Source organism: Nonomuraea sp. NPDC049646 (genome assembly GCF_044465525.1).
Lineage (GTDB): Bacteria > Actinomycetota > Actinomycetes > Streptosporangiales > Streptosporangiaceae > Nonomuraea.
In genome coordinates, this window is the sequence record NZ_JBITLU010000001.1 from 144,132 (window position 1) to 169,680 (window position 25,549).

Below are 25,549 nucleotides of genomic sequence, written 5' to 3' on the forward strand. Positions count from 1 at the left end.
TGCCAGTAAATCCGAGGGGCCGGTTTTCTACGGTTCGACGCATGGACGTTCTCGCCGTCGGATGTGGCGTCGCGCTGGTCGTGGTGTTCGGGGTCGCGGTCGTGGGCAAGGCGCGGGATCTGCCCGCCTTCGCGCGGTCGCTGGAGGGCAGCCGGCTCGTGGGCCGGCGGCGGCGGGCGTGGGTCGCGGGTGGGGTGGTGGTGGCCGAGTCTGCGGTCGTCGTGCTGCTGGTGGCTCCGGGGACGACCTGGTACGGGTTCGTCCTGGCGGCGGCGGTGAGCGCGATCCTCACGGGGGCTGTCGCGCTCGCCGTGGCCCGGCGTACACCCGCGCCCTGTCTGTGTTTCGGCGGACCGCCGCGTGATTTGGAGCCAGTGCACCTCGTCAGGAACGCGCTGCTTACGGGCGTGAGCGTCCTCGGGCTCGTCACCGGCGGTCCGCCTGTGCCGCCGGTGATGGCGCAGAACGTCGTCGCCGGGCTCGCCGGAGCCGTCGCGGCGCTGTTGCTCATCAAGATCGACGATCTCAGGAGCGTGTTCCGATGACGTACTTGATCATTTTCGTCACCGTGCTGAGCGTGCTGAACCTCCTGCTGCTGCTGGCGCTCGTCGCCCGCCTTCGCGGCGGTGGGGATGCGCACGGCGCCGAGCCCGCACCGGGACGGATCCCGCTGCCGGTGCTCCCGCCAGGAGCGGTGCCCGCGTCGTTCGCGGCCACGACTCAGGAGGGCGAGGTCGTGGAGGCCGACAGGGTGCGTCTGGTCGGCTTCTTCAGCCCCGCGTGCTCGCTGTGCGGTGAGCGACTGCCAGACCTTCTGGACTACGTACGCCGGGGCCGGTTCAGCAGCGACGAGGTGCTCGCGGTGCTCATCGGCGCGCCCGGCGAGGTCGAGGAGCTGGCCGCCAGGCTGCGGCCGGTGGCCAGGGTGGTGGTCGAGGAGGAGGCGGAGGGGCCGGTGTGGCGCGCGTTCGGATTGCGCGGTCTGCCTGCCTTCTACCTGCTGGACGATCGCGGCGTGATCAGCGGTTCGGGCACCGAGCCGGCCGCGCTGCCCACCGCGGAGCCGGTGTGAGCCCGAGCGACGGCAGCCTTTGGCAGCCGGAGACGCGGCAGGAGGCCCAGCCAGAGGAGACGCCTGGGCCTCGGGCTGAGACACAGCCGGGGCTCGCGGCAAGGCGGGGCCTCAGAGCAAGGCCGGGGTCAGGGGCGAGCTCGGAGGCCGAGGCACACCCGGAGGCCGAGGCACACCCGGAGGCCGAGGCACACCCGGAGGCCGGGGCACGCTCGGGCTCAGCAGCAGGGGTCGGGTGGAGGTCGGAGTCAGGGGCAGGCGCGGAGACCAGGTCGAGGCCAGACGCAGAAACCAGGTCGGGGCAGGGCGCGGAAACCTGGTCGGAGCCAGAGGCGAGGGCCGGGGCGGGGCCAGGCGCGAGGGTAGGGGCGAAGGCCGGGGCAGCGGCAGAGGTGCGGTCGGGGATCGGGGTGAGGGCAGGGGCAAGCCCGGAGTGGGGGGCGAGGCTGAGGACGGGGTTGAGGGCGCTTCGAGAGGCGGGGGTGGTGGCTTGGGAGGCGGGTCAGTGGTACGTCCTGCTGCAGGCTGCGCTGACCGCGGTGACGGGCACTGCGCCGGTGCTCACCGCCTGGTGCACCAAGCTCGTCCTGGACGAGGTGGCTGGGCGGGCGACGACCATGGCGGGGTTGGCTCCGTACGTCGCGGCGCTGCTGGTGTTGGCCGCGGTCGCCGGGGTGGGGCCGTACGTGATGGGCTTCGCGGAGGCTGAGTTCGAGCGGCGGGTCGGGCTGGTCGTACGGGACCGGCTCTACACGGCCGTGAACGCGCTGCCCGGTCTCGCCAGGCTGGAGGATCCCGCGTTCCAGGATCGTCTGCACCTGGCCGAGCGGGCCGGTAGTTCGGGCCCTGGCCGGGTGGTGACCAGTGCGCTCGGGCTGGCGCAGGCCGGGATCATGACTGCGGGGTTCCTGGTCACGTTGGCCGAGGTGAGCCCGGCTGTCGCGGTTCTCGTCGCCGTCGCGGCGTTGCCGTTGCTCCGCGTGCATCTGCGGCTGGGACGGGAGCAGGCCGAGGTCATGCGGAGCACGGGGCACGGGCAGCGCAGGGAGATGTTCTTCGCCCGGCTGCTGAGCATGCCGCACGCGGCCAAGGAGATCCGCCTGTTCGGGCTCGGGGACTTCTTCCGCGACCGGATGCTGACCGAGCTGAGGGCGGTCGACGCCGAGCGGCGGCGGGTGGCGGTCCGGCAGCTCCGGGGGCAGGGCGGGCAGGCGCTGTTAGCTGCCGTCATCTGGGGGGCGGGGCTGGTGTGGATCGTGGCGGAGGCGGTCGCCGGGCGGGCGTCGGTGGGCGATCTGTCGGTGTTCGTCGCGGCGGTGGCCGGGACGCAGGGTGGGCTGGCGTCCGGCGTGCGCAACCTGGCCGCCGCGCATGAGGCGTTGCTGCTCTTCGGTCACTACCGGGCGGTGCTGGACACCGTCCCTGACCTGACGCCCGCGACCGGCGCGCTGCGTGGCCTGGCGCCGCAGCGACCGGTGCCGCGAGAGCAGGAGCGAGAGCCTGAGCAGGGCATCGCAGTGCGGGATCAGGAGCAGGGCGTCACGGTTGGGGGGCGGGAGCGGGAGCCAGAGCGGGGCGTCACGGTGCAGGAGCGGGAGCGGGGCGTCGTGGTACCGGAACCTGAGCCAGGGGTCGGGCCGGAGCGGGGCGTCGCGGGGCGGGTGCGGGAACAGGGCGTCGCGGTGACGGAGCAGGGGTCGGGGGCGGAGCGGGGCGTCGCGGTGCGGGAGTGGGGGGTTGCGGGGCCGGAGGCTGTGGTGGAGCGGGGGGTTGTGGTGGAGCGGGGGGTTGTGGTGCGGGGGGTGTGGTTTCGGTACGGGGTTGGGCAGCCTTGGGTGTTGCGCGGTGTTGATCTCGACATTCCCGTCGGACGGTCGCTGGCGTTGGTCGGGCTCAATGGGGCGGGCAAGTCCACGCTGGTCAAGCTGCTGTGCCGGTTCTACGATCCCGAGCGCGGCGCGATTCTCTGGGACGGCGTGGACCTGCGTGAGCTCGACCCCGCCGCACTGCGCGAACGTCTGGGCGCGGTGTTCCAGGATTTCGCCGCCTACGATCTCAGCGCGGCCGAGAACATCGCGGTCGGCGATCTGCGGGCCGGGCGGGCGCGGGTGGAGGCGGCGGCCGTGCGCGCGGGCGCCGACGCGATGGTACGGGCCCTCCCACGCGGCTACGACACGCTGCTCACGAGGATGTTCTCCGACGACGAGCAGTCGGGCGTGACCCTGTCGGGCGGACAGTGGCAGCGGATCGCGCTGGCCAGGGGGTTGCTGCGGGACCGTCCCGAGCTGATGATCCTGGACGAGCCGAACGCCGGTCTCGACCCGGCCGCCGAGCACGAGGTGCACACCGTCCTGCGCGAGCATCGGGCGGGACGGACGACGCTGCTGATCTCCCACCGGCTGAGCACGGTACGCGACGCCGACACGATCGCCGTGCTGGCCGACGGGGAGATCGTCGAGCGCGGCACCCATGAGGAGCTGCTGCGGACGGGCGGCCGGTACGCCGAGCTGTTCGCGACCCAGGCCCGCGGCTACGCACCGGCAGGCGTCCAGTGATCGCCGGCCCGAGCATCCAGGCCGCCGCATCGGTGACGGCCACCTTCGACGCCACTCCGGTGACGGCCATCCTCAGCACCGCGCCGGTGACGGCGATCCTCGGCGCCACCCAGATGGCGGCCCTCCTTGGTGCCACGCCGCTGGTGGCCGTCGTCCGCGCCGTTGCGGTGGTGGTGGAGGCTGTCGTCGCCGTGGTCGGGGTCGTCGGGGGTGTCGGCGCGGTCGTGGCGGGGGGTGTGCTGGTGGTGTTGCGGGTGCGGTTCGTTGCGGTGACCGTGCGCGGGCGGAGCATGGAGCCCACGTTGTGGCACGGCGACCGGGTGCTGGTGCGCCGGTCCCCCCTGGACGGGGTGCGTCCGGGGCAGCTCGTGGTGGTGGCCGCGGAGCCGGGGGCGTCCTGGCTGGTGAAGCGGGTGGTGGCGGTGCCGGGGGATCCGGTGCCGCGGGCCGTGGTGCCCGCGCTGGCGAACCGGCCGGAGCGCGTCGTCCCGCCCGGGCAGCTCGTCGTGCTCGGTGACAACCGGCCGATCAGCTTCGATTCCCGCAGGTTCGGCTACGTGCCCGCCCGGCAGCTCCTGGGCGTGGTCGTGGGCCATCTGCCGAAGACTCCGCGCCGGCGTCCCGCCGGGCGGTGAGGAAAGGTGAGGAAAGGACAACTGTCATGGTCAAGCTCGCTGAGCGGGTGCTCGCCCGCGTCCTCCCCCGGACGACCGCCGACGCCGGTTGCACGTACCAGACCTGGTGCGACCACTGCGGCGGCAGCTTCTACAAGCGGATCTTCTTCTGGTCCGACTGCACGGTGACCTACACCGCCTGCAACAACCCCTGCCCCTGGAACTGACAACGCCCCGGAGGCCGGGCGGCGGTGGGCCGCCGCCCGGCCTCCGGCGGTCCGATCAGGCAGGTCCGATCGAGCAGGCCCGATCAGGCAGGTCCGATCGAGCAGGCCCGATCAGGCAGGTCCGATCAGGCAGGTCCGATCAGGCAGGGTCCCCGGCCGAGGACAGGCGTTTCTCGCCGGGGACGTCCCCCAGCGGGATCCCGCGGACGCTGAGCACGAACAGCACCGCGCACCCGCCCGTCAGCGCGATGTCGGCGACGTTGCCGACGAACAATCCGCCGTAGTCGATGAAGTCCACCACGTGCCCGTGGGCGAACGCGGGCGGGCGGAAGAGGCGGTCGAGCAGGTGGGAGGCGGCCCCGCCGAGCAGCGCGCCCAGCACCACGCCCCAGGCCGGCGACCGCAGCCGCCGGGACGCGTACAGGATGCCGGCGACCGCCCCCGCGGCGGCCAGGGCGAACACCCAGGTCACGCCCTCCCCCAGGGAGAACGCGGCGCCGGGGTTGAGCAGCAGCCGCAACGACAGCAGCCGCGGGATCACCGTGATCTCTTCGCCGCCGGACAACGCCGACATCGCCCAGAACTTGGACGCCTGATCGACCACGAGCACCACCGCGGCCAGCACGATCATCCACGTGCGAGGCCGCCTTCCCCGGCTGGTCTCCTGGGGGCCGCGTTCGTCCGACACTCTTGCCTCACATTCCATGGCTTCTCGCCCCGAATCTACCGAACCTGGCCGCGACCACGCTCGCTCAAAGCTGGGACGCCCTGCTGAGCAGCAGTTTCTCGGTGATCGGGGATTCGTGGGTGCCCTCGACCGTGCACGCGTGGGCTCCGGCGACCGCGCCCAGGGCGACGCACTCGGGGATCGTCCGGCCGTTCAGCAGGCCGTACAGGAAGCCGGAGACGAAGGCGTCGCCCGCGCCGTTGGTGTCGGCCACCGGGCCGGGCAGGGGCGCGGCGGGGAAGGCGCGTACGGTGGCCGACTCGCGGGTCAGGACGAGGCAGCCGTCCGCGCCCCGGGTGCAGACGACCGTGTGGGCGCGGCCTGCGGCGAGGATGTCGCGCATGGTGGCCGCGGGGTCGGCCAGCGCGGTGGCCGACAGGAACACCAGGTCGGAGCCGTAGGCGAAGTCCTTCTGGTAGTCGGCGACGCCGTCCCAGTCGTGTAGGTCGGTGGAGATGGGGACGCCGTCGAGGTCGGGGTAGACGTGGCGGCAGAAGTCCATGATCGAGATGTGCGCGTGCCTGGGCCGCGGACCGGCGTACAGCTCGCGGGGCAGCCGCTCCCCCGGCGTGACCTTGGGATCGTGCAGGGAGGTGCGCCGCCCGTCGGGGCCGACGAGCAGCACGCTGCGCCGGGTGCCCGCCTGCGCCACCCCCCACCTGCAGTCGATGTCGCGCAGGGCGTGCCTGATCAGCGCGCCCTGCGGGTCGTCGCCGACGAGGTCGGCGAAGGCGACGCCGAGCCCGAGCGCGTGGCAGCCGAGGGCGACCCCGGCCCCGGTGTTCCCGACGCGGTCGACGACGGGCGGCACGTGGTAGGTGTCCTGGTACGGCAGGGGCAGCGCGGGCACGTAGACAGTGGTGTCCACCCCGGCGCCGCCGAGGACCAGCACGTCAGGCGTCATCGGCGGGGCCGGCCTTTCACAGGGAGCGTCAGGGGATCAGCGGTTGACCAGCGGACCGGAACCGGTGGAGCCGCGCACGACCAGCTCCGGCTGGAAGATCAGCTCGACGTGCTTGGTCGGCGCGCCGCCGACCTCCTCCAGCAGCGTCTGCACGGCGGCCGAGGCCATCGCGCCGATCGGCTTGCGCACGGTGGTGAGCGGCGGGTCGGTGAACGCGATCAGCGGCGAGTCGTCGAACCCGACCACCGACACGTCGCCCGGCACCGCCAGCCCCTTCTGCCGGCAGGCGCGGATCGCCCCGAGCGCCATCAGGTCGCTCGCGCACACGATCCCGGTGCAGCCGCGGGCCAGCAGCTGCGCGGCGGCGGCCTGCCCGCCCTCGACCGAGAACAGCGAGTGGGAGATCAGGTCGTCGACGTCGGTGGCGCCGAGCAGGTGGGCCATCGCCTGCTTGTAGCCCTCGATCTTCCTGATCACCGGGACGAACCGGCGCGGCCCGAGCGCGAGCCCGACGCGTTCGTGGCCGAGGTCGACCAGGTGCTGGACGGCCAGCCGCGCCGCGAGGCGGTCGTCGGGCGAGATGAAGGGGGCGTCGATGTGCTCGCTGTAGCCGTCGACCAGCACGATCGGCAGGCCGCGGTCGATCAGGCGGGTGTAGCGGTCCATCCGGGCGGTGGTGTCGGCGTGCAGGCCGGAGACGAACACGATGCCGCTGACACCGCGGTCGACCAGCAGCTCGGTGAACTCGTCCTCGGGGGCGCCGCCGGGCAGCTGGGTGCACAGCACGGGCGTGTAGCCGTGCTGGGTCAGCGCCTTCTCGATGGCCTGCGCGAACGCCGGGAAGATCGGGTTGTCCAATTCGGGCGTGACGAGCCCGATGAGCCCGTTGCTGCGCTGCCGCAGGCGGGGCGGCCGCTCGTAGCCCATCAGGTCGAGGGCCGTCATCACCGCCTGCCGGGTGCCTGCGGAGACGCCGGGCTTGCCGTTGAGCACCCGGCTGACCGTGGCCTCACTCACCCCGGCCTGGGCGGCGATGTCGGCTAGGCGAGCGTGACCGTTCATGGAACACACTTTACTTTCCACCAGGCGGCCGAATCGGCTGCTCCGGGGACATCGGAGGCCAGCAGCAGCTCTCCCTCGACGCCGAAGTCGACGGGCGCGCCGGTCAGGTTGACGGTGCACAGCACGTCGCCGCGGGAGAAGACCAGCGTGCCGTCGGGCGAGTCGTGCCAGACCAGGTCGCCGTCCAGGGAGCGGCGCAGGCGCAGCGCGGCGCGGTAGAGCTCCAGGGTGGATCCCGTGACGCCGTCCTGGGCCTGGACGCTGAGGTCCGCCCAGTCGGCCGGGATCGGCAGCCACGGGTCGCGCCAGCCGAGCTCGCGGGTCCACGGCAGCGGGACGCGGCAGCCGTCCCGCCCGCTGTCGGGGTCGCGCAGCCGCTGCGGGTCCTGGCACACCTCGTCCGGCAGGTCGAGCACCTCGGGCAGGCCGAGCTCCTCGCCCTGGTAGACGTAGGCCGAGCCGGGCAGCGCGAGGGTCAGCAGCGCGGCGGCGCGGGCTCTGGCCAGGCTGCCGTAGCGGGTGACGTGCCGCTTGACGTCGTGGTTCGACAACACCCAGGTGGTGGGCGCGCCCACGGAGCCGGCCGTGGCGAGCGAGGAGTCGATCACCGCGCGCAGCTCGGCGGCGTCCCACGGGGTGAACAGGTAGTGGAAGTTGAAGGCCTGGTGGAGCTCGTCGGGCCGGACGTACATGGCCAGGCGCTCGGCGGTGGGCGCCCACGCCTCGGCGACGCCGATGCGCTCGCCGGGGTAGGAGTCGAGCACCCGCCGCCAGGACCGGTGGATCTCGTGCACGCCGTCGTTGTCGAAGTACGGCACCGGCTCGCGGCCGATCATCCTGGTCTGGTTCGCGTGGCCGATGTCGGGCAGGCCGGCCGGTTTGACCATGCCGTGCGCCACGTCCACGCGGAAGCCGTCCACGCCCAGGTCAAGCCAGAAGCGCAGGATCGACTCGAACTCGCCGCGCACCTCGTCGTCGTCCCAGTTGAGGTCGGGCTGGGCGGGGTCGAACAGGTGCAGGTACCACTGGCCGTCCTCGACCTGCGTCCAGGCCGGGCCGCCGAAGATGGACTCCCAGTCGTTGGGCTGGTCGCGGAAGATGTACCGATCGCGTCGCTCGCCGCGCAGCGCGGCCTGGAACCAGGCGTGCGCCGACGACGTGTGGTTCGGCACGACGTCCACGATGACGCGCAGGCCGTGGCCGTGGGCCTCGTCGATGAGCGCCTTGGCGTCGGCCAGGGAGCCGAACAGCGGGTCGACGTCCCGGTAGTCGGCCACGTCGTAGCCGAAGTCGGCCATCGGCGAGGTGTAGAAGGGCGTCAGCCAGACGGCGTCCACCCCCAGCTCGACCAGGTACGGCAGGCGATCGCGCACGCCGATCAGGTCGCCGACGCCGTCGCCGTTGCCGTCGGCGAAACTGCGCACGTAGACCTGGTAGATCACGGCGTCACGCCACCACATGTTCATGGATCTCCCCCCGGGTTTCCCGCACCATGAAAGCCCTTGCCGCAAGTTTACGCAAGCCCTTCCATGCACCTCGTATCCGGATTTATGGGTATACGGCCGCCTAAAACCCCTGGCCGAAACCTCTGCGGATGAGATTCTTTATGTCAAGGGTGGACATCCAGCGTTAAGGCGCGATGTACTACCTCTTCAATCAGCCTCGTCACAGGTGACACGCGCGCAAGGTGTGGGCCCATGAGCTCGGTCGTTCTCGACAAAGTGACCAAGGTGTATCCGGGCGACTACCTGGCAGTCGACCGGCTGAGCCTGCAGGCCGAGGATGGCGAGTTCCTCGTCCTCCTCGGGCCTTCCGGTTGCGGCAAGTCCACGCTGTTGCGGATGATCGCCGGCCTGGAGGAGATCACGGAAGGCGACCTCTGGCTGGACGGCCAGCTCGCCAACCACCTGCCGCCGCGCGACCGCGACGTGGCCATGGTGTTCCAGAACGGCGCCCTCTACCCGCACCGGACCGTGCGCGGGAACATCGCCTTCCCCCTGGAGATCGCCAAGTCGGACCCCGCGATGGTGCGCGACCGCGTCACCGAGCTGTCGAAGGCGCTGCACATCGACGAGACGCTCGACCGCCGCCCCGGCACCCTGTCGGGCGGCCAGCGGCAGCGCGTGGCGATGGGCCGGGCGATCGTCCGGCAGCCGAAGCTGTTCCTCATGGACGAGCCGCTGTCGAACCTCGACGCCGGCATGCGCACCGAACTGCGGATGGAGATCTCCGCGCTGGTCAGGTCGCTCGGGGTCACCACGATCTACGTCACGCACGACCAGGTCGAGGCGCTCACCCTGGCCGACCGGATCGCGATCCTGAATCGCGGCGTCCTGCAGGACGTCGGCACTCCGGCCCAGATTTACAACGATCCAGCGACGGCGTTCGTGGCGGCCTTCCTCAACTCCCAGCAGTTGAACCTGCTGGCGGCCGGTGTCAGGACGCCGCAGAACCAGTACGTCATGCTCGACTTCGGCCCGCACCGGCTCACGATGCCCTGGAGCGATCCCAGGGCGTACGCGATCTCGCAGCACACGGGCGGGCAGGTGCTGGTCGGCATGCGTCCCGACGGGCTGGCGCCGGTGCCGGAGTCCTACGACGGGCCGTCGTTCTACGGGCGGGTGCGGGCGCTGGAGTACCACGGGCACGAGTGGCTGGCGTACCTGGAGTGCGGCATGCCGGCGGTGCCGGTGCCCGAGCCGCCGGACCCGCGCGCCCGTCTCAATGGCGAGCGCGCCGGCGCGGGCGGGCTGACCGGGATGGTGCGGCGGCTGTTCTCGCAGCGCGCGCCGGAGCACGAGGAGCAGGAGCAGGTCGGCCAGAACGTGGGCAGCGGCTTCCACCGCCGCTCCGACCTGATCGTCCGGCTGGGGAACCGGCCGATGTGGCGGGCCGGGGACGCGGCGAAGGTCGCGGTGGACCTGTCCCGCCTCATGATCTTCACCCTGGACGGCGCCCGCATCGACCCGCCGCGCCGCTGACGCCCGACGCGCTTCCGGCCTCGAAAGCCTCTGACGCCCCGCCGGACCGGCGCCGCACCCGACGTGCAGCGCGGGTCCGGCTTTCGCCATGCCCTGGCACCGCCGCGCCTTGACCAACCGGACCCCGGTCCGTATCGTTGGCGACACTAAACGGACCGCAGTCCAGAAAGGTGTCCGCCATGTCCAGGTTGCTGCACATCTCCGCCTCCCCGCGCGGCACGGAGTCGATCTCCGCCGCCATCGCCGAGACGTTCGTCCAGGAGTACCTCGCCACCCACCCGGCCCACACCGTGGACCGCTTCGACCTCTGGGACGGCACCCTGCCCGAGTTCGGCCCCGCCGCCGCCCGCGCCAAGATGACGGTGTTCGGCGGCGGCACCCCGACAGGCGAGGAGGCCGCGGCCTGGGCCGCGGCGGTCAGGACGTTCGAGCGCTTTGACTCCTACGACCGCTACCTGTTCAGCGTGCCGATGTGGAACGCGGGCGTGCCGTACAAGCTCAAGCAGTTCATCGACGTGGTCAGCCAGCCCGCGATGATCTTCGACGTGCACCCTGAGACGGGCTACCGCGCGCTGCTGACCGGCAAGCGGGCGGCCGTCGTCTACACCAGCGCGGTGTGGGGGCCGCGGCTCGGCCCGGAGTTCGGCGCCGACCACCAGTCCACGTTCTTCGGCGACTGGCTGCGCTGGACGGGCATCGCCGACGTGCGGGAGATCCGCCACCACCCCACGCTCACCGGCTCCTACGACGCCGAGCGCAAGCAGGCCGACGAGCAGGCCCGCCGCGTCGCCAGGACCTTCTAGACCGCCGCCGCACTCCAGCGCGGACCGGCCGGGGTGTCCTCCACGGTCACGCCGCCGCGCGCCATCGCCGCGCGCAGCGCGTCCGCGACCTCGTACCGCCCCTCCCCCCGCAGCCGCGCGCGCAGGTCGAGCAGGGGTTCGACCAGGGCGCGCAGGCCGGCGGTCGCGGCGGCCTCGCCCAGCCGGGCGATCAGCAGCCGCATCAGCTCGCGGGCCTGGTCGACCCCGCCGGCGTCCTCCTCGGTGTCGGCCGCCCACGTGACGATCTCCGCCTCCAGGTCGAGCACGAGCCGCGCCGCCGCCACCAGGTCCGGCTTGCCGACCGCGTCCGTGAACAGCCGCTCGCAGGAGCGCATCGTCTCCTCCAGCGGGACGGCGGGCGCCGCGGCGGCGCGGGCGGGCCGGGGCGGCGGGACCGTCGCGGACGTGGCGCCCGCCGCCAGGTCGCGGACGGCGGCCAGGTTCGTACGGGTCCCCGCCGGCAGCACGGTCACCGCCCCCGGACGCCGTACGGTCAGGCCGCCGCGCCCGGCCACCTCCACCGCCTCCGACTCCAGGTCGATGATCAGCGCCGTGTGCTCGTCGAGCCCCAGGACGGCGGTCTCCGGCGGCAGCTCCCGCTCCATGCGCGACAGCCGCCGCTCGCCCAGGTAGCAGTAGCGGGTGTCGTGGGTGCCGCCCTCGGCGTTGTCGAAGTGCGGGATCAGCACGGCCCGCAGCCCCAGCGGCTCCAGCAGGCCGATGCCCTCGCGCCAGTGAGGCTCGGCGCCCACCTTGTAGATCTCGTAGACGGGCACGGTGGCCAGACCGGCGGTGCAGGCGGCGGCCGAGGCCAGCACGGTCACCCCCTGCCGGGAGCGCACCCGGGCCCGCAGGTCGCCGGCCACGCCGGAGGCGGCCCACCGGTCGAGCGCGTACGTGGGGCTGCCCGGCCCGGAGAACACCCAGTCCGCGCCCGCGACGGCGGTGGCCGCCTCGACCTCCAGCCCGACGCTGCGGGCGAAGTAGCGGCGGGCGCGGGCGGAGATGTCGGCGGCGTTCTCCTGGAAGGCGTAGGGCGTGTCGAGCAGCACGGCACGGGCCCCCGCGCGCAGCCCGCGGGCCACCGCCCGGTGGACCTCGACCATGGTCGGGCTCGTCTCCCCCGATCCCATGAGCACCAGCGAACCCGGCATGACCTCGGCCCCTTCCCCACCCGCCGGCGGCCGCGGGGGCCCCGGCACGTGCCCTGACCGGCCCCGGATCCGGCGAGAGGCCCGGGGAGGCCGCGCGACGGCCCGCCGGGGCCGCGCCGATGACCCGCACACCATCTTGCCCGCCGGTCGCCGGCGGCACGAGCCCGGCGACCGGATCGTGCCGGCCTATGCGGTGTGCCCCGGGCCGTCGCCCTGGCCGCCCGCGGCCGAGGCGCCCGTGACGGGGATCACGCGCGGCGCGGCGGCGGACCGCCGGGAGACCCGCCGGCCCAGCGCCTGCATCGGGCGCTCGACGTAACGGTAGGAGAGCGCGCTGACGGCCAGGACCAGCGCCAGGGCCAGCCCGGCCATCGCGAGCTGGTACGGCAGCGGCGCCCGCCGCAGGTCGCCGGTGATCTCCACGAAGTACTTCAGCAGCGGATGGTGCACCAGGTAGAGCGAGTAGCTGATCAGCCCGAGCCAGGTGAGCGCGGCGGGCAGCCGCCGCCCGCGCAGCGCCATCGCGCCCGCGAAGGTGGCCGCCGCCAGCGCGATCGTGGTCAGCCACACGTCGGCCTCGACCCACCACCAGCCGCTCTCGATCGCCCACACCGGAGCCACGGCGACCAGCGCCGCGGTCACCGCGACCGGCCACAGGCCGCCGCGCCCGCGCTCCCACCGGTGGATCGCCGTGCCCGCGAACATGACCGCGACCACGGCCGCGCCCAGCCACGGCACCCGGCTGCTCAGCAGCAGCAACGCCAGCGCCATCAGCCCGAGCACGCACGCCGCCGTCCTGCGGAACCAGCCGCCGACCACGCAGGCGAGCCCGGCGGCGAACACCGCGCACGACACGTACGCCGGCCAGCCGCCCCGCAGGACCGCCCCCGACACCACCAGCCCCACCGCCACGGACGCCCCGGCGAACAGGACGGACGCCAGCCCGCTGCGCTCGTGCGCCCCGATCAGGAACAGCGCCGTGACCAGCAGGTAGAACACCATCTCGTACGACAGCGTCCACATCGTGTCGGCCACCCCGCCCACGCTCACGACGTCGAGCAGCATGGTCGCGTGGGCCGCCACCGCGCTGCCGTCGCGCGGCACGCCCTCGCGCACCGGCACCCACCAGGACGCGGCCAGCACCAGCGCGATCACGGCCAGGTAGAGCGGGTAGAGGCGGAAGGCGCGGCTGGCCCAGAAGGCCCGCACGTCGCCGTGGCGTTCCAGCGAGGTCGGGATGATGTACCCGCTGACCAGGAAGAACACCAGGATCCCGTAGACACCGAGGCTGAACCAGTAGGGGCGCAGCGCGGGCAGGAACCACGGCAGCAGGTGCTCGGCGACCACCGCGAGCGCGCCGATGCCGCGCAGGGCGTCGAGCCAGGCGAGCCTGGACGGCGCGCCCGGCGTGGTCGGGTGGGGGGTCGCGGCGGTCGGCACCCGCCCCAACTTACCCGCAGCGGGCTAGGTGATGCGGTGGGTCGCCAGGGACGCGTGGTGGTCGGCTCCGTCGGGGCCGCAGGGGTCGGTGTGGACGGTGGCGGCGCGCAGGCGCGGCAGGTCGTGGATGAGGCGGTGCTCGGCCTCGACCGCCACGGCGTGGGCGTCGACGACCGACATGGCGTGGTCGACCAGGATCTCGACCTCGGCGTGTAGGGCGTGGCCGAGCCAGCGCAGGCGCACCGAGCCGACGCGCTCGACGCCGGGGACGCCGGCCAGGATGCGTTCGGCCTCGTCCACCAGGGCGGGGTCGACGGCGTCCATGAGGCGGTGGTAGATCTCGCGGGCGGCGTCGCGCAGGACGAAGCAGATGGCGACCGTGATCAGCAGGCCCACCACCGGATCGGCGATCGGGAACCCGAGCGCCGCGCCGCCCGCGCCGAGGAGCACGGCCAGGGAGGTGAAGCCGTCGGTCCTGGCGTGCAGGCCGTCGGCCACGAGCGCGGCCGAGCCGATCTGGCGGCCCACGGTGATGCGGTAGCGCGCCACCCACTCGTTGCCGACGAACCCGGCCAGCGCGGCGGCGGCGACCCAGCCGAGCGCCCGCACGTCCTGGGGCTCGACGAGCCGCCGGACGGCCTCGTACCCGGCGAGCGCGGCCGAGGCGGCGATGAGCACCACGATGACGATGCCCGCGAGGTCCTCGGCCCTGCCGTAGCCGTAGGTGAAGCGGCGGGTGGCGGCGCGGCGGCCCAGCGAGAACGCGATGGCCAGCGGGACGGCGGTCAGCGCGTCGGCCAGGTTGTGCAGGGTGTCGCCGAGCAGCGCGACCGACCCCGACGCGACGACGATCACGGCCTGGACCACGGCGGTGAGCATGAGGACCGCGAAGGACACGGCCAGCACGCGCATGCCCCGGCTGCTGGACTCCAGGGCGCTGTCGGTCCTGGCGGCGCTGTCGTGGCTGTGCGGCGTTAACACGTGCGCGGCCTTGGCGGCCAGCGCCCTGACCCCCCGCCGCTCCCCCGCCCCGCGCCCGTGCCCGTGGCCGTGACCAAGCCCGTGGCCGTGACCATGCCTGCCATGCCCGTGGCCGTGCGGATGGGTATCGGAGTCAGACATGAGCACCCCTTCACTTGCGCTTCTCGTCCGCTCCGACCAGGATATGTAGTCATGTACGCACGCGACAACGTCTCAGGTGCGGACCATGCGCAGGAGCAACCCACTCCCGCCCAGGTCAACGCCGCCGTGGACGCCTTCCGCATGCTCGGCGACGCCACCCGGCTCCGGCTGATGTGGCAGTTGTCGGCCCGCGAGCTGGACGTGAACTCCCTGGCCGAGGCGGTCGGCGCGGCGCGCCCGTCGGTGTCGCAGCACCTGGCCAAGCTCCGCCTGGCCGGCCTGGTGGACACCCGCAGGGACGGCCGCCGCGTGCTCTACCGCGCCCGCGACGGGCACGTGCGGGCGCTCATCGCCGAGGCGCTGTCCCATGCCGACCACGAGGTCTCGGGGCTGCCCCGGCACGACTAGCTACCAGCCCACCCGGCCCTTGCCGGAGACGAGGGCGCGGGCGATCACCAGGCGCTGCACGTCGTTGGTGCCCTCGCCGATCGCCATCAGCGGCGCGTCGCGGTAGAGCCGTTCGACCACGAACTCCTGGGAGTAGCCGTAGCCGCCGTGGATGCGCATCGCCTCCAGCGACGCCTTCAGCGCCACCTCGGAGGCGAAGTACTTGGCCATGCCCGCCTCCATGTCCACCCGCTCGCCGCCGTCGGCCCTGGCGGCGGCCCAGTACGTGAGCAGCCGCGCGGCCTGGATCTCGGTGGCCAGGTCGGCGAGCTTGAGCTGGACGGCCTGGAAGTCGGCGATGGGCTGCCCGAACGCGGTGCGCCCGCGCGCGTACTCCAGGGCGGCGTCGTAGGCCGCCTGCGCGACGCCGACCGCGCGGGCGGCGATGTTGACCCGGCCGATCTCCAGCCCGCCCAGCACCTGCTGCATGCCGCGCCCCTCGACGCCCCCGAGCAGCGCCGAGACCGGCACGCGCACCTCGTCGAGCACGACCTCGCAGGTCTCGGTGCCCTTGTAGCCGAGTTTGGGCAGGTCGCGGCTGACGCTGAAGCCGGGCGAGGCCGGATCGACGAGCAGCACCGACATGCCCTTGTGGGCCGGCTCGGTGACGGAGGTCTTGACCAGGACGGGCAGCGGGTCGGCGTGGCGGGCGTTGGTGATCCACGTCTTGGTGCCGGTCACCACGTAGTGGTCGCCGTCGCGGACCGCGCGGGTCTGGATGCCCTGCAGGTCGGTGCCGGCGCCGGGCTCGGTGAGCGCGATGGCCGTACGCCGGGCGCCCGCGGCCAGGTCGGCGAGGTGCAGGCGCTTCTGCTCGTCGGTGCCGTGTCTGGCGATCATCCAGCAGGCCAGCGAGTGGGAGCCGATCGTGCCGGCCACGCCCATCCAGCCGCGCGCGATCTCCTCGAAGACCAGCGCGAAAGAGACCATGTCGGCGCCGAGGCCGCCGTACTCCTCGGGGACGGTCAGCCCGAACAGCCCCATCTGCTTCATCTTCTCGACGATCTCGGTGGGGTAGCGGCCCGAGTGCTCCCACTCGGTGGCCACGGGCAGGATCTCCTTCTCCACGAAGGCGCGCAGGGTCTCGCGGAAGGCCTTCTGCTCGTCGGTCAGCTCGAAATCCATGGCCTCAGGTCCTTCGCGCGCCGGGAGGGACGGACGAGGCTCACGTTATTCGTCTGATGTTTGGCCGGTCAATCGTCCGGGGGCGCGGGCGGCGAGCTTGGCGACGACGTCCACGATGCGGACCGCGCGTTCCAGCTCGGCCCGGTGGAAGACCGGCCCGCCGGCGCGGGCGACGACGACGTGCATGCCCTGCGGGACGAACGGCAGCAACATCAGCCGCAGGTCCGCCGAGTCCAGGGTGATCGCGCGCGGCGGCGGGTCGGGCAGGTTCACCACCTCCGGCGCGGCCATCGAGGCGTGCCGCACGGCTCCGTCCTCGACCGCGACCGACCACTCGGCGCCGCACAGCGCGGGCAGGGCGTCCACCAGCGTGGCCAGCCCGCGGGCCGGTTCCGTCGCCACGTGCATGAGCAGGTCGTAGTCGGGGGCCGAGCCGGGCACGTCGCGGGTGGGCCAGACGCCCTCGACGCGTACGCCCGGCGTCGCCGACAGCCGCTCGCACACCTCCGTCGCGCTGATCGGGCCCGGCCAGGACACGATGAAGTCGTCCACCGCCCGGCCGGTCTCCCGTTCCAGCACGGTGACCTGAAGGATGTCGGCGCCGAGCGCCCCCAGCGCCTTCGCGACCTGGCCAAGGCCGCCCGGCCGGTCCGGCAGGGACACCCTCAGTCGCAGCAGCATTGCCCGCCCCCTTTCCCAGAGGCTCTCACAGTGCCGTGGACAGGTTTCGCGTACGTTCCACGGATATGTCGCGCATGCTGCGCTTATATCCCAGGATCCGGCGCTAAGTCCGGATTGTCGAACCGGGATGACGGTTTGAGCAGGTGTTTTCCCAAAAACGACCAAGGATCGTTCAAGGATCAGGCAGACCGATCCCCGCACGTGAGGTTCAGGCTGGGATCAGGCGAACACGTCCTGCTGGTAGCGGCCGTCCGCCTCCAGGGCGGCCAGCCAGGCCGCGCCGCCTTCGCCGTCCTCGCCGGTGTGCCGCCGGTGGACGTCCAGCAGCGCCTGGCGCACCGCCGGGGCCATGCGCAGGCCGTCGCCGCAGACGTACACGTACGCGCCCTGCTCCAGCAGCTCCCACACCTCCTCGGCGTGATCGGCCACGGCGTCCTGGACGTACCGGTACGGGTGCCCGGCCACGGCCGAGAACGCGGTGTGCACGGTCACCTCCTCGCGGGCGGCCCAGGCGGTCACCTCGTCCCGGTACAGCCAGTCGTGGTCGGGGTGGCGGCAGCCGGTGAACACCTCGGCCCGGCCGCCCGCCCCGCTCAGCGCCCGCTCCTCCAGGAAGCCGCGCAGCGGCGCGAAGCCCGTGCCGGGGCCGACCAGGATCACCGGGGTGGCCGGATCGGCGGGCAGCCGGAACGGCGGCGCGGGCACGCGTACGTACCCGTAGAACACCTCACCGGGCCGCAGCCCGGCCAGGTACGCCGAGCACATGCCCTGGTAGGTGCCGCTGCCGGACCAGGCGGGCCCCTCGACCAGCCCGACGGTGAGCCGCACCAGGCCGGGGTCGGCCAGCGGCGAGGAGGAGACCGAGTAGTAGCGCGGCCGGATCGGCCCGGCCATCTCCAGGAACACCGGCAGCGGCAGTTCGACGGCCGGGAAGCGCTCCAGCAGGGACAGCGGCGAGACCCGCTTGGCCAGGATCTCGTCGGCGTAGTTGGCGGTCAGCTCGGCGAGCTGGCCGCGCGTCCAGGGGCAGCCGGTGTGCGCGGCCAGGGCCTCCAGGTCGGCCCTGGTGGCCACCTCCTGCAGCTCGGCGAACTCGGTCAGCAGCAGGCCGGCCGTCACCGGCGTGTCCACGGGCAGGTGGGTGGCGCCGGCGGCGCGCAGCCGCACCACCTGCTCGCGCGGCACCCGCAGGCAGCGCAGGGCCCACTCGACCAGCTCGGGGTCGTTCTTGGCGAAGACGGCGACGTGGTCGCCCGCCGTGTAGGTGACGCCCTCGGGCAGGCGGGCCACGATGGAGCGCACGCCGGGCCTCGGGGCCTCGGCCGAGAAGTCCCACAGCCCGGCGGGGTCGCCGGTCAGCTCCTCGTTGGACACGACGGTCATCGGCACGGCCCGCTCCGACACGACGGCCGGCCTGACCTCGCTCTCGCCGAGCACCTCCATCTCGTAGCGCGGCCCGGCCGCGTCCGTCTGGGCGCTGTACTCCTCGGCCAGCGCCGCCCACAGGCGGGCCGTCCAGGCCGAGACGTCGCCGTCGAAGTCGCCGTCGGCGTCGGCCTCGCCGCGCTCGACGAGCGGCACCGCCCCGGCGGCGGTCAGCTTCCCGGCGGCCCGGCGCGGGAAGTCCTGGTACGTCGGCCACTGCGAGTTGCCGCAGCCGAGCACCGCCAGGCGCACGCCCGACAGGTCGGGCAGCTCCTCCAGGGCGTCGAAGCGCTGGGCGTTGTCGGGCGCCTTGCCGTTGTAGGAGGAGGCGACCACGACGAGCAGGCCGTCCGACGGCGGCGTCAGCTCGTCCAGCGTGGTCAGGGTGGTGGCGAAGCCGGACCGGCCGGCCCGCTCGGCCAGCCGCTCGGCGATGTCGGCGGCGGTGCCCAGGTTGGAGCCGTAGGCCACGGTGAGCGGCACGCCGGTGACCGCGAGGTCGTGCCGCTCCCCCTCCTCGGCGGCCTGGACGCCGGCGGCGGGGGCGGTGCGCTCGTGGGCGCGGCGCTCGCGCACCCGCAGGGTGAAGCCGTCGGGCTTGATGGTCAGCGTCTGCTTGATCTGCATCCGGTAGGCCTCGGGGTCGGAGACCGCGAAGCGGCGCAGGATCATGGCCAGGGCCAGCCGGGCCTCGGTCAGCGCGAACTGGCGGCCGATGCAGGCCCGCTCGCCGTTGCCGAACGGCTTGTAGGCCGCCGGGTGGTGCGCCTTCTTGTTCTCCGGCAGCCAGCGGTCGATGTCGAACTCCTGCGGCCGCTCCCACGCCTTGGGGTTGCGGTGCAGCGACGGCAGCAGCACGGCGACGCTCTGGTCGGCCTCGATCTCGTACCCGCCGATGGTGGTGGCCTCGACGGCGCTGACGGTGAAGGCGGGGATCGGCGACCAGATCCGCAGCGTCTCCTCCAGGATGCGGGGGATGACGTCGAGCTTCATGATCGTCTCGTAGCCGGGCGGCTCGTCGCCGGGCAGCAGGCGGTCGACCTCGTCGTAGGCCCTGGCCAGGGTGTGCGGGTCGCGCAGCAGGTTGTACAGGGCGAAGGAGAGCAGGCCGCTGGTGGTCTCGTGCCCGGCGATGAGGAAGGTGAGCACCTGGTTGCGGATGTTCTCGTCGGACAGGCGGCCGCCGGTCTGCGGGTCGGCGGCCTCCAGCATGAGGCCGAGCAGGTCCTTGGCGTCGCCGGCGCCCGCTCCGGGCAGCTCTGTGCGGCGCTGCCTGATCACGTCGTCCACCAGGGCGCGCATGGTCTCGATGTCGCGGCGGTAGGCGTCCTCGTGGCCGCGCTTCAGCTTGGTGACGAACGGGAGCTGCTGGTTGCGCAGCATGGCCTCGGTCAGCGCGCCGCCCATGGCCTTCAGGAACGGGTGCAGCTCGGGAGAGGCGAAGGAGTCGAACCGGAAGCCGAAGCCGGTCAGCGAGATCGTGTCCAGCGTGAGCCGGGTCATGTCGTCGGCCACGGGCAGGTCCTGGCCCTGGCGGCCGGCCCACGAGGCGACGAGCTGCTCGGCGACCTCCAGCATCTGCGGGTAGTACGCCTTCATCGAGCGCTGGCTGAAGGCGGGCAGCAGGATGCGGTGCGCCTGCCCCCACACCGGCTCGTGCGGCTCGGCGGTGAACAGGCCGTCGCCGCCGAAGTCGCGCACGATCGACAGCGGCGGCTTGATGCGCTTGACGAACCTGCTCTCGTCGCACACCTCCGCGACCAGGTCGGGGTCGTGGACGAGCACGATCGTGCGGCCGGCGACCTCCAGCCGGAAGATGCCCTCCTCGAACCGCTCGGCGACCTTGACGAAGTGCTCCACCGGCGAGTGGGCCGGGATCTGCAGCGTGTTGCCCAGGATCGGCAGGCCCTGCGGGGCGGGGATACGCCTCATGAGTGCTCCCTTCGGGTAGCCATACACCGTATGGCTGACGCTACCATACGCTGTATGGCAGTGAGCGCGCGCAGGGGAGCTCCCCTGAGTCTTGACGAGATCTGTTCCACGGCGCTTCGCCTGATCGACGAGGCCGGCGTCGAGGGGTTGTCGATGCGGAAACTGGCCGCCGAGCTGGACGTCAACCCCATGTCGGTCTACCACCACGTCGCGAGTAAGGAAGCGTTGCTGGCCCGCATCTGCGAGACGGTCAGCGCCCGGCTGCCGCTGCCGCCCGACGACGGCACGCCGTGGCCGGACCAGCTCCGCGCCCTGGCCCTGGCCTACCACCGGCACGCCCGGCAGCATCCGGCCATGTGGACCTACCTGCACAACCACCCCGAGTTCATCGAGGACCGGCGGCTGCCGCTGTGGCAGGCGCTCTACCGCATCCTGCGCGCCAGCGGGGTGCCCGAGGAGGAGCTGCGGCGGACGAGCGAGGTGCTGCACGCGTTCGTCTCGGGGTTCGTCTTCGCCGAGACGCGGGGGCACCTGAGCGGCGAGCCGGAGGAGGTCGAGCGCAGCTTCGACGTCGCCCTGCACATGATCATCAACGGCCTGGCCGCCCGGTGACGCCTGCGTTGGAAAGTCCAACCCGCTCGCGTTAGAGTGAGTTGGAATTTCCAACGGACAGGAGGCCGCGATGCGCGACGCCGTCATCGTGCAAGCCGTACGCACCCCGATCGGCAAGGGCAAGCCCGGCGGCGGGCTGCACGGGACGCACCCCGTCGACCTGCTCGCCCACGCCCTGCGCTCCCTGGTCAAGCGCAGCGGCGTGGACCCGTCGCTGGTCGACGACGTGATCGGCGGCTGCGTCGACCAGGTCGGCGAGCAGGCCATGAACACCACCCGCTACGCCTGGCTGGCCGCCGGCCTGCCCGACTCGGTGCCCGCGGTCACGGTCGACCGGCAGTGCGGCTCGTCCCAGCAGGCCGTGCACTTCGCCGCGCAGGGCGTCATGTCCGGCGCCTACGACCTGGTGGTGGCCTGCGGCGTGGAGTCGATGAGCCGGGTGCCCATGTGGTCGAACGTGCCGCCGGGCGCCGACCCGTTCGGGCCCTCGGTGGCCGCGCGCTTCCCCGGGGGGCTGGTCCCGCAGGGCATCAGCGCCGAGCTGATCGCCGCCAAGTGGTCGCTGAGCCGCGAGGAGATGGACGTCTTCGCCGCCGACTCCCACGCCAAGGCCGCCGCCGCCGACTTCGGCGCCGAGCTCGCCCCGATCGCCGGCCTCGACCGCGACGAGTCGATCCGGCCCGCCACCACGCCCGAGATCCTGGCCGGGCTGCGGCCCGCCTACGCCGACCCCGGCTACGCCGCGCGCTTCCCGCAGATCACCTGGTCGGTCACCGCGGGCAACGCCAGCCCGATCAACGACGGCGCGGCGGCCGTCCTGATCACCAGCTCCGAGACCGCCGCGCGGCTCGGCCTGCGCCCGCTGGCCCGGCTGCACAGCTTCGCCGTCACGGGCTCCGACCCGCTGCTCATGCTCACCGGCGTGATCCCGGCCACGGAGAAGGTGCTGCGCCGCGCCGGGCTCGCGCTGTCCGACATCGACCTGTTCGAGGTCAACGAGGCCTTCGCCGCCGTCGTGCTGGCCTGGCTGCGGGAGACGGGGGCCGACCCGGCGAAGGTCAACGTCAACGGCGGCGCCATCGCCCTCGGCCATCCGCTCGGCGCCAGCGGCGCCCGCCTCACCACCACGCTCGTGCACGCCATGCGCACGCGCGGCGCCCGCTACGCCCTGCAGACCATGTGCGAGGCGGGCGGCCTGGCCAACGCGCTCGTGCTGGAGAACGCCGGCTGAGGCTCAGGCGGCGGCCCAGACGGCCTCGAACGCCGCCTGGGTGATCTCGGTCAGCTCCCAGATCTCCAGCGGCTGGTCGGTGAGGAAGCCGCGATCGTCCTGGAGCCGGCCCCACCAGTAGCGGTGGGCGACGCGGTCGGCGCCGACCTCGATCTGCCTGATCGCCCAGTGCTCGCCGTCGCCCTCGACGCTCTCGAACAGCCAGACGCGCCCGCCGGGGTCGGCGGTGTGCCAGAAGCGGTGGGGCACGTCGGCCTCGGCGAGCTGCTTGACCAGCGGCAGGCGAAGATCCGGGACCATGCCCCGTAGGTTACACCGCTACCGCTGGTAGGCCCCGGCGTCGGGCGACCCGGACAGCGGACGGCCCAGCATGTCCTTGCCGAAGGCGGCGCCGCCGTACCAGGTGGGCGACAGCGGCAGGCCGCGGCCCAGCGCCGGGGAGCCTGGACGCAGGCGCAGGTCGGTGCGGGAGACGAACAGCGGGTCGGCCCTGACCGACTTCGGCCCCAGCTTGAAGGTGAGCTTGCGGCCGTAGTAGACGCTGCCGCCGTCGTCGACGCCCTTGCCGTCGGCCCAGCCCGCCTCGCCGCCGACCGCGATCACGTTGTTGCGCAGCCGGAGGATGGAGGGCGAGCAGCCGTCGTGGCAGGACCAGCCGATGGTGTCCTTGGCCGGCAGGTAGACCGAGTTCTGCACGGCGATCGTGCCCTTGACCGGGCCCACGACGTGGCCGGGGCCGCGGGTGATGAGGAAGGAGCCGCGGCTGCGGGCGGAGGTGACGACGTTGAAGGCGAAGACGTTGCCGGTGGCGGTCTTGCCCTTCTGGGCGCCGAGCTCGGTGAAGGTCTCGTTGTCGCGCGCGGTGTTGTGGGTGATGCGGTTGCGGTCGCCGTTGAAGATCTCGACGGCGGCGCCGTCGGTGCCGTAGTCGTGGCTCTTGGCGTAGCTGCCGGTGATGGTGTTGCGGGTCACCAGGTTGTCGTCGCCGTTGAGCAGCACGCCGAAGGCGCCGGAGTCGTTGTCGCCGCCCTCGTCGTCGACGCTCATGCGGTTGTTGCCGGTGAGCGTGCTGTCGCGGACGGTGTTGTGCGAGCCGGACGGCGTGACCCACACGCCCGCGACGTTGCCGTCGGCCGCGACGCCGGTCAGCTCGATGTGGTGGCCGCCGAGCTGGAACCCGGCGAACCGGCAGCCGGTGGCGCGCAGGCCGCTGATCTGCCAGTAGGCGCCCTTGACGACCACGCAGTCGCGCTCCTCGCCGCTGATGCGGGGCAGGGCGCCGGTGCCGTGCGAGCGGACGACGATGGGCCGGGCGGCGGTGCCGTTGGCGGTGAGCCGGAGCGGGCCGGTGAAGCTGCCGCCCCGCTTGAGGCTGACGACGTCGCCCGGCTTGAGGTCGGCGGCACTGACCTTCTCCAGCGACTTCCACGGCTTGTCGGGGCTGGTGCCGGCGGCTGAGTCGTCGCCGGCCCTGGAGTCGACGTAGTAGGTGGTGGCCGCCCTGGCTTCCGCGGCGGTCGGTACGGCGGTAAGAAGCGAAGCTGCGACGGCTACGGAGAGCAACCTCATGCGGGCACACCACTATCCAGTTGGAGACGGTACGGGGCCAGGCCATACCGTAGCGTGATCAGCGTGTGATGCGCCACACACTCACCGAAGGACCGTCCCCCGGGATCACGTCTCCGTCCTGGGCATTGTGGACGCCCTGGGCCTGCGCCCCGATGGGCAGCGCCGCGCCGGGCGCCCGGCGGACGGCCACCAGCAGCGACTCCTCGAACGTCTCGCGCGCGAAGACCAGGCAGTCGGCGTCGGAGTGCAGCCAGCGCAACCCTCCGTGACGGAGCGCGGGCTCCGCGCGACGCAGCCCCAGCAGCTCGCGGTAGGCCGACAGGGTCGCCAGGTCCTGGTCGTGCGGCCGGTTCCAGGGCATGGGGGTGCGCGAGTGCTCCCCGTTGATCCCGGTCAGGCCGAACTCGCTGCCGGCGAAGACCATGGGCGTGCCGGGCAGCGTGGCCTGCAGGCCGAGGGCCAGCAGGTGGCGTTCGCGCGAGCCGGTCACCGTGCGGATGCGCGGCGAGTCGTGGGAGTCCAGGAGCTGCCAGGAGTGCGTGAGCGAGCGCCAGGACATGTGCGAGGCGAAGGCCCTGAACGTGGCCAGGGTGTCCGTGCCGTCGCGCTCGGGCACGCCGCCCGGCACGCCGAGGAAGTGCGGCAGATCCAGGTCGGGACCGCGCAGCCAGGCCCAGACCGGACGGGTGAAGCCGCCGTAGTTCATGGTGCCGTGCCAGCCGTCGCGGTCGAGGTCGAGCGAGGCGTCGTGGTTGTGCTCGGCGATGAAGGCGGCCTCGGGGCCGAGCTGCCGGCGCAGCATGGCGGCGACCTCGTGGTTGCGGTCGTCGGCGCCGAGCCTGGCGGTCATGTTGGCGACGTCCACGCGCCAGCCGTCCAGGGGGCCGAGCCACTTCTTCAGCACCGCGCGCATGCTGGAGCGCACCAGCTCGCTGCCCCAGTTGAGCTTGGGCAGCGACTTGACGCCCCACCACGACTCGTAGTCGCCGGTGTCGGGGTCGAAGTAGAACATCTCCCGTTCGAGGGCGTTGACGTCGGAGACGGCGGCGGTGAACCATTCGTGGGCGTCGCCGCAGTGGTTGGTGGTGATGTCGCCGAGCAGGCGCATGCCGCGGGCGTGCAGCGCGCCGGACAGCCGGTGCAGGGCCTCGTCGCCGCCGAGCAGCGGGTCGACGTGCTCGAAGCTCGCGGCGTCGTAGCGGTGGTTGGAGCGGGCCGGGAAGATCGGCGTCAGGTAGACGGTGTCGGCGCCGAGCCCCTGGATGTGGTCCAGGCGGCGGGTGATGCCGTCGAGGTCGCCGCCGTAGAACTGCTGGGCGACGCCGGGGCCGCTGGGGATCACCGGGTCGCGGTCCCAGTCGCGCGGCAGCGCCCAGTCGGGCAGGTCCGGCATCGGGCCGGAGCGGTCGAAGCGGTCGGGGAAGATCTGGTAGACGATCGCGTCCGCCATCCACGAGGGCGGCGCCTGGTGGCAGACCAGGCGGAAGTCGCCCGCGTCGGTCACGTCGTGGGCGACCGGGCCGGCCGCGGTCAGCCAGAGCCGGCCGCGGCGGGTGTGCAGCAGGAAGCGGTACGGGGTGACCGGGTTGACGGCGGTGATCTCCGCCTGCCACCACACGTCGTCCGCGCCGTAGCCGGCGACCGGCGTGCCCGTCCTGGAGTCGTCGACGCGGGCCTCGGCGTAGCGGGGCTCGCCGTCGCAGACGGTGCGCACGTGCACCCCGGTGATCCCGGCGGCGCGCGGGGCGCGCAGCCAGAGGGTCACCCGCGAGCCGAGCGCCGGTTCCCGGCTGGAGACGTACAGAGCTGAGCCGTCGTGGTGCGGCTCGCCGACATGGCGCAATG

23 protein-coding genes are annotated in these 25,549 nt (G+C 72.9%); 10 read left to right on the top strand and 13 right to left on the bottom strand.

Features of this window, described 5'->3' with window-relative positions; all coding sequences use genetic code 11:
• Nucleotides 1-41: 41 nt before the first annotated feature.
• The 5 genes from ACIBQ8_RS00670 (at nucleotide 42) to ACIBQ8_RS00690 (ending at nucleotide 4,468) form a co-directional block, all read left to right on the top strand.
• Entirely contained in the window at nucleotides 42-545 is a 504-nt protein-coding gene (locus tag ACIBQ8_RS00670) for a MauE/DoxX family redox-associated membrane protein (protein WP_397190590.1), read from the top strand.
• Nucleotides 542-1,072, top strand: coding sequence for a hypothetical protein (locus tag ACIBQ8_RS00675; RefSeq protein WP_397190591.1), 531 nt, complete (start codon nucleotides 542-544; stop codon nucleotides 1,070-1,072). Before ACIBQ8_RS00670 ends, ACIBQ8_RS00675 begins: the two co-directional genes overlap by 4 nt.
• 482 nt (nucleotides 1,073-1,554) lie before the next feature.
• A complete protein-coding gene (locus ACIBQ8_RS00680; protein WP_397190592.1) occupies nucleotides 1,555-3,627 on the top strand; it encodes an ABC transporter ATP-binding protein in 2,073 nt (690 codons plus the stop codon).
• Nucleotides 3,624-4,262, top strand: a complete 639-nt coding sequence (locus ACIBQ8_RS00685) for a S26 family signal peptidase (RefSeq protein WP_397190593.1) — start codon at nucleotides 3,624-3,626, stop codon at nucleotides 4,260-4,262. Before ACIBQ8_RS00680 ends, ACIBQ8_RS00685 begins: the two co-directional genes overlap by 4 nt.
• 26 nt (nucleotides 4,263-4,288) lie before the next feature.
• Nucleotides 4,289-4,468 (top strand): hypothetical protein, encoded by a 180-nt coding sequence (locus tag ACIBQ8_RS00690; RefSeq protein WP_397190594.1) that lies wholly within the window; start codon nucleotides 4,289-4,291, stop codon nucleotides 4,466-4,468.
• A 139-nt stretch (nucleotides 4,469-4,607) separates the two neighbouring features.
• Here the strand turns inward: ACIBQ8_RS00690 and ACIBQ8_RS00695 are convergent, their stop codons facing one another.
• From ACIBQ8_RS00695 to ACIBQ8_RS00710, 4 genes are all read right to left on the bottom strand, one after another.
• Nucleotides 4,608-5,156: a signal peptidase II gene (locus ACIBQ8_RS00695; RefSeq protein WP_397167870.1), complete on the bottom strand. Its 549-nt coding sequence runs from the start codon at nucleotides 5,154-5,156 to the stop codon at nucleotides 4,608-4,610.
• 64 nt (nucleotides 5,157-5,220) lie between these two features.
• Nucleotides 5,221-6,099 carry a carbohydrate kinase family protein gene (locus ACIBQ8_RS00700; RefSeq protein WP_397190595.1) on the bottom strand — a complete coding sequence of 293 codons (879 nt, stop codon included), beginning with the start codon at nucleotides 6,097-6,099 and terminating at the stop codon, nucleotides 5,221-5,223.
• A 36-nt stretch (nucleotides 6,100-6,135) separates the two neighbouring features.
• Nucleotides 6,136-7,161 carry a LacI family DNA-binding transcriptional regulator gene (locus tag ACIBQ8_RS00705; RefSeq protein ID WP_397190596.1) on the bottom strand — a complete coding sequence of 342 codons (1,026 nt, stop codon included), beginning with the start codon at nucleotides 7,159-7,161 and terminating at the stop codon, nucleotides 6,136-6,138.
• Complete coding sequence (locus tag ACIBQ8_RS00710) at nucleotides 7,158-8,627, bottom strand: glycoside hydrolase family 13 protein (protein ID WP_397190597.1); 1,470 nt, start codon at nucleotides 8,625-8,627, stop codon at nucleotides 7,158-7,160. Before ACIBQ8_RS00710 ends, ACIBQ8_RS00705 begins: the two co-directional genes overlap by 4 nt.
• Before the next feature lie 231 nt (nucleotides 8,628-8,858).
• Between ACIBQ8_RS00710 and ACIBQ8_RS00715 the strand changes: the two genes are divergently transcribed.
• Nucleotides 8,859-10,142: an ABC transporter ATP-binding protein gene (locus tag ACIBQ8_RS00715; protein ID WP_397167876.1), complete on the top strand. Its 1,284-nt coding sequence runs from the start codon at nucleotides 8,859-8,861 to the stop codon at nucleotides 10,140-10,142.
• Between the two features lie 179 nt (nucleotides 10,143-10,321).
• Nucleotides 10,322-10,945, top strand: a complete 624-nt coding sequence (locus tag ACIBQ8_RS00720; RefSeq protein ID WP_397167877.1) for an FMN-dependent NADH-azoreductase — start codon at nucleotides 10,322-10,324, stop codon at nucleotides 10,943-10,945.
• On the opposite strand, the gene ACIBQ8_RS00725 is transcribed toward ACIBQ8_RS00720, so the two are convergent.
• The 3 genes from ACIBQ8_RS00725 to ACIBQ8_RS00735 form a co-directional block, all read right to left on the bottom strand.
• Complete coding sequence (locus ACIBQ8_RS00725) at nucleotides 10,942-12,120, bottom strand: hypothetical protein (protein ID WP_397190598.1); 1,179 nt, start codon at nucleotides 12,118-12,120, stop codon at nucleotides 10,942-10,944. The genes ACIBQ8_RS00720 and ACIBQ8_RS00725 overlap by 4 nt on opposite strands.
• Nucleotides 12,121-12,306: 186 nt before the next feature.
• Nucleotides 12,307-13,560 (bottom strand): acyltransferase family protein, encoded by a 1,254-nt coding sequence (locus ACIBQ8_RS00730; protein WP_397190599.1) that lies wholly within the window; start codon nucleotides 13,558-13,560, stop codon nucleotides 12,307-12,309.
• A gap of 24 nt (nucleotides 13,561-13,584) precedes the next feature.
• Nucleotides 13,585-14,682, bottom strand: coding sequence for a cation diffusion facilitator family transporter (locus tag ACIBQ8_RS00735; RefSeq protein ID WP_397190600.1), 1,098 nt, complete (start codon nucleotides 14,680-14,682; stop codon nucleotides 13,585-13,587).
• Nucleotides 14,683-14,733: 51 nt separating this feature from the next.
• Between ACIBQ8_RS00735 and ACIBQ8_RS00740 the strand changes: the two genes are divergently transcribed.
• Nucleotides 14,734-15,090 (top strand): ArsR/SmtB family transcription factor, encoded by a 357-nt coding sequence (locus tag ACIBQ8_RS00740; RefSeq protein WP_397167882.1) that lies wholly within the window; start codon nucleotides 14,734-14,736, stop codon nucleotides 15,088-15,090.
• Here ACIBQ8_RS00740 and ACIBQ8_RS00745 read toward each other — a convergent pair whose 3' ends face one another.
• From ACIBQ8_RS00745 to ACIBQ8_RS00755, 3 genes are all read right to left on the bottom strand, one after another.
• A complete protein-coding gene (locus ACIBQ8_RS00745) occupies nucleotides 15,091-16,254 on the bottom strand; it encodes an acyl-CoA dehydrogenase family protein (protein WP_397190601.1) in 1,164 nt (387 codons plus the stop codon).
• 45 nt (nucleotides 16,255-16,299) lie between these two features.
• Entirely contained in the window at nucleotides 16,300-16,935 is a 636-nt protein-coding gene (locus tag ACIBQ8_RS00750) for an ACT domain-containing protein (RefSeq protein ID WP_397190602.1), read from the bottom strand.
• Between the two features lie 219 nt (nucleotides 16,936-17,154).
• On the bottom strand, nucleotides 17,155-20,292 hold the full coding sequence (locus ACIBQ8_RS00755; RefSeq protein WP_397190603.1) for a bifunctional cytochrome P450/NADPH--P450 reductase: 3,138 nt from the start codon (nucleotides 20,290-20,292) through the stop codon (nucleotides 17,155-17,157).
• Between the two features lie 54 nt (nucleotides 20,293-20,346).
• Between ACIBQ8_RS00755 and ACIBQ8_RS00760 the strand changes: the two genes are divergently transcribed.
• Both ACIBQ8_RS00760 and ACIBQ8_RS00765 read left to right on the top strand, forming a co-directional pair.
• Nucleotides 20,347-20,904, top strand: a complete 558-nt coding sequence (locus tag ACIBQ8_RS00760) for a TetR/AcrR family transcriptional regulator (RefSeq protein ID WP_397167889.1) — start codon at nucleotides 20,347-20,349, stop codon at nucleotides 20,902-20,904.
• Nucleotides 20,905-20,974: 70 nt separating this feature from the next.
• Nucleotides 20,975-22,135, top strand: coding sequence for a thiolase family protein (locus tag ACIBQ8_RS00765; protein ID WP_397190604.1), 1,161 nt, complete (start codon nucleotides 20,975-20,977; stop codon nucleotides 22,133-22,135).
• A 3-nt stretch (nucleotides 22,136-22,138) separates the two neighbouring features.
• Here ACIBQ8_RS00765 and ACIBQ8_RS00770 read toward each other — a convergent pair whose 3' ends face one another.
• The 3 genes from ACIBQ8_RS00770 to ACIBQ8_RS00780 are packed head-to-tail and all read right to left on the bottom strand — an operon-like array spanning nucleotide 22,139 to nucleotide 25,547.
• Nucleotides 22,139-22,435, bottom strand: coding sequence for a hypothetical protein (locus ACIBQ8_RS00770; RefSeq protein ID WP_397190605.1), 297 nt, complete (start codon nucleotides 22,433-22,435; stop codon nucleotides 22,139-22,141).
• Between the two features lie 18 nt (nucleotides 22,436-22,453).
• Nucleotides 22,454-23,704, bottom strand: coding sequence for a right-handed parallel beta-helix repeat-containing protein (locus ACIBQ8_RS00775; protein WP_397190606.1), 1,251 nt, complete (start codon nucleotides 23,702-23,704; stop codon nucleotides 22,454-22,456).
• Nucleotides 23,705-23,762: 58 nt separating this feature from the next.
• The gene (locus ACIBQ8_RS00780; protein WP_397167895.1) at nucleotides 23,763-25,547 is read right to left on the bottom strand and encodes a glycoside hydrolase family 13 protein; all 1,785 of its coding nucleotides are present in this window, start codon (nucleotides 25,545-25,547) and stop codon (nucleotides 23,763-23,765) included.
• Nucleotides 25,548-25,549: the final 2 nt, after the last annotated feature.

Coding starts and splice junctions, on each gene's coding strand:
- ACIBQ8_RS00670 (WP_397190590.1), top strand. CDS start 42: ATGGACGTTCTCGCCGTCGGATGTGGCGTCGCGCTGGTCGTGGTGTTC.
- ACIBQ8_RS00675 (WP_397190591.1), top strand. CDS start 542: ATGACGTACTTGATCATTTTCGTCACCGTGCTGAGCGTGCTGAACCTC.
- ACIBQ8_RS00690 (WP_397190594.1), top strand. CDS start 4,289: ATGGTCAAGCTCGCTGAGCGGGTGCTCGCCCGCGTCCTCCCCCGGACG.
- ACIBQ8_RS00700 (WP_397190595.1), bottom strand. CDS start 6,099: ATGACGCCTGACGTGCTGGTCCTCGGCGGCGCCGGGGTGGACACCACT.
- ACIBQ8_RS00705 (WP_397190596.1), bottom strand. CDS start 7,161: ATGAACGGTCACGCTCGCCTAGCCGACATCGCCGCCCAGGCCGGGGTG.
- ACIBQ8_RS00710 (WP_397190597.1), bottom strand. CDS start 8,627: ATGAACATGTGGTGGCGTGACGCCGTGATCTACCAGGTCTACGTGCGC.
- ACIBQ8_RS00715 (WP_397167876.1), top strand. CDS start 8,859: ATGAGCTCGGTCGTTCTCGACAAAGTGACCAAGGTGTATCCGGGCGAC.
- ACIBQ8_RS00720 (WP_397167877.1), top strand. CDS start 10,322: ATGTCCAGGTTGCTGCACATCTCCGCCTCCCCGCGCGGCACGGAGTCG.
- ACIBQ8_RS00725 (WP_397190598.1), bottom strand. CDS start 12,120: ATGCCGGGTTCGCTGGTGCTCATGGGATCGGGGGAGACGAGCCCGACC.
- ACIBQ8_RS00735 (WP_397190600.1), bottom strand. CDS start 14,682: ATGTCTGACTCCGATACCCATCCGCACGGCCACGGGCATGGCAGGCAT.
- ACIBQ8_RS00740 (WP_397167882.1), top strand. CDS start 14,734: ATGTACGCACGCGACAACGTCTCAGGTGCGGACCATGCGCAGGAGCAA.
- ACIBQ8_RS00745 (WP_397190601.1), bottom strand. CDS start 16,254: ATGGATTTCGAGCTGACCGACGAGCAGAAGGCCTTCCGCGAGACCCTG.
- ACIBQ8_RS00750 (WP_397190602.1), bottom strand. CDS start 16,935: ATGCTGCTGCGACTGAGGGTGTCCCTGCCGGACCGGCCGGGCGGCCTT.
- ACIBQ8_RS00755 (WP_397190603.1), bottom strand. CDS start 20,292: ATGAGGCGTATCCCCGCCCCGCAGGGCCTGCCGATCCTGGGCAACACG.
- ACIBQ8_RS00760 (WP_397167889.1), top strand. CDS start 20,347: ATGGCAGTGAGCGCGCGCAGGGGAGCTCCCCTGAGTCTTGACGAGATC.
- ACIBQ8_RS00765 (WP_397190604.1), top strand. CDS start 20,975: ATGCGCGACGCCGTCATCGTGCAAGCCGTACGCACCCCGATCGGCAAG.
- ACIBQ8_RS00770 (WP_397190605.1), bottom strand. CDS start 22,435: ATGGTCCCGGATCTTCGCCTGCCGCTGGTCAAGCAGCTCGCCGAGGCC.
- ACIBQ8_RS00775 (WP_397190606.1), bottom strand. CDS start 23,704: ATGAGGTTGCTCTCCGTAGCCGTCGCAGCTTCGCTTCTTACCGCCGTA.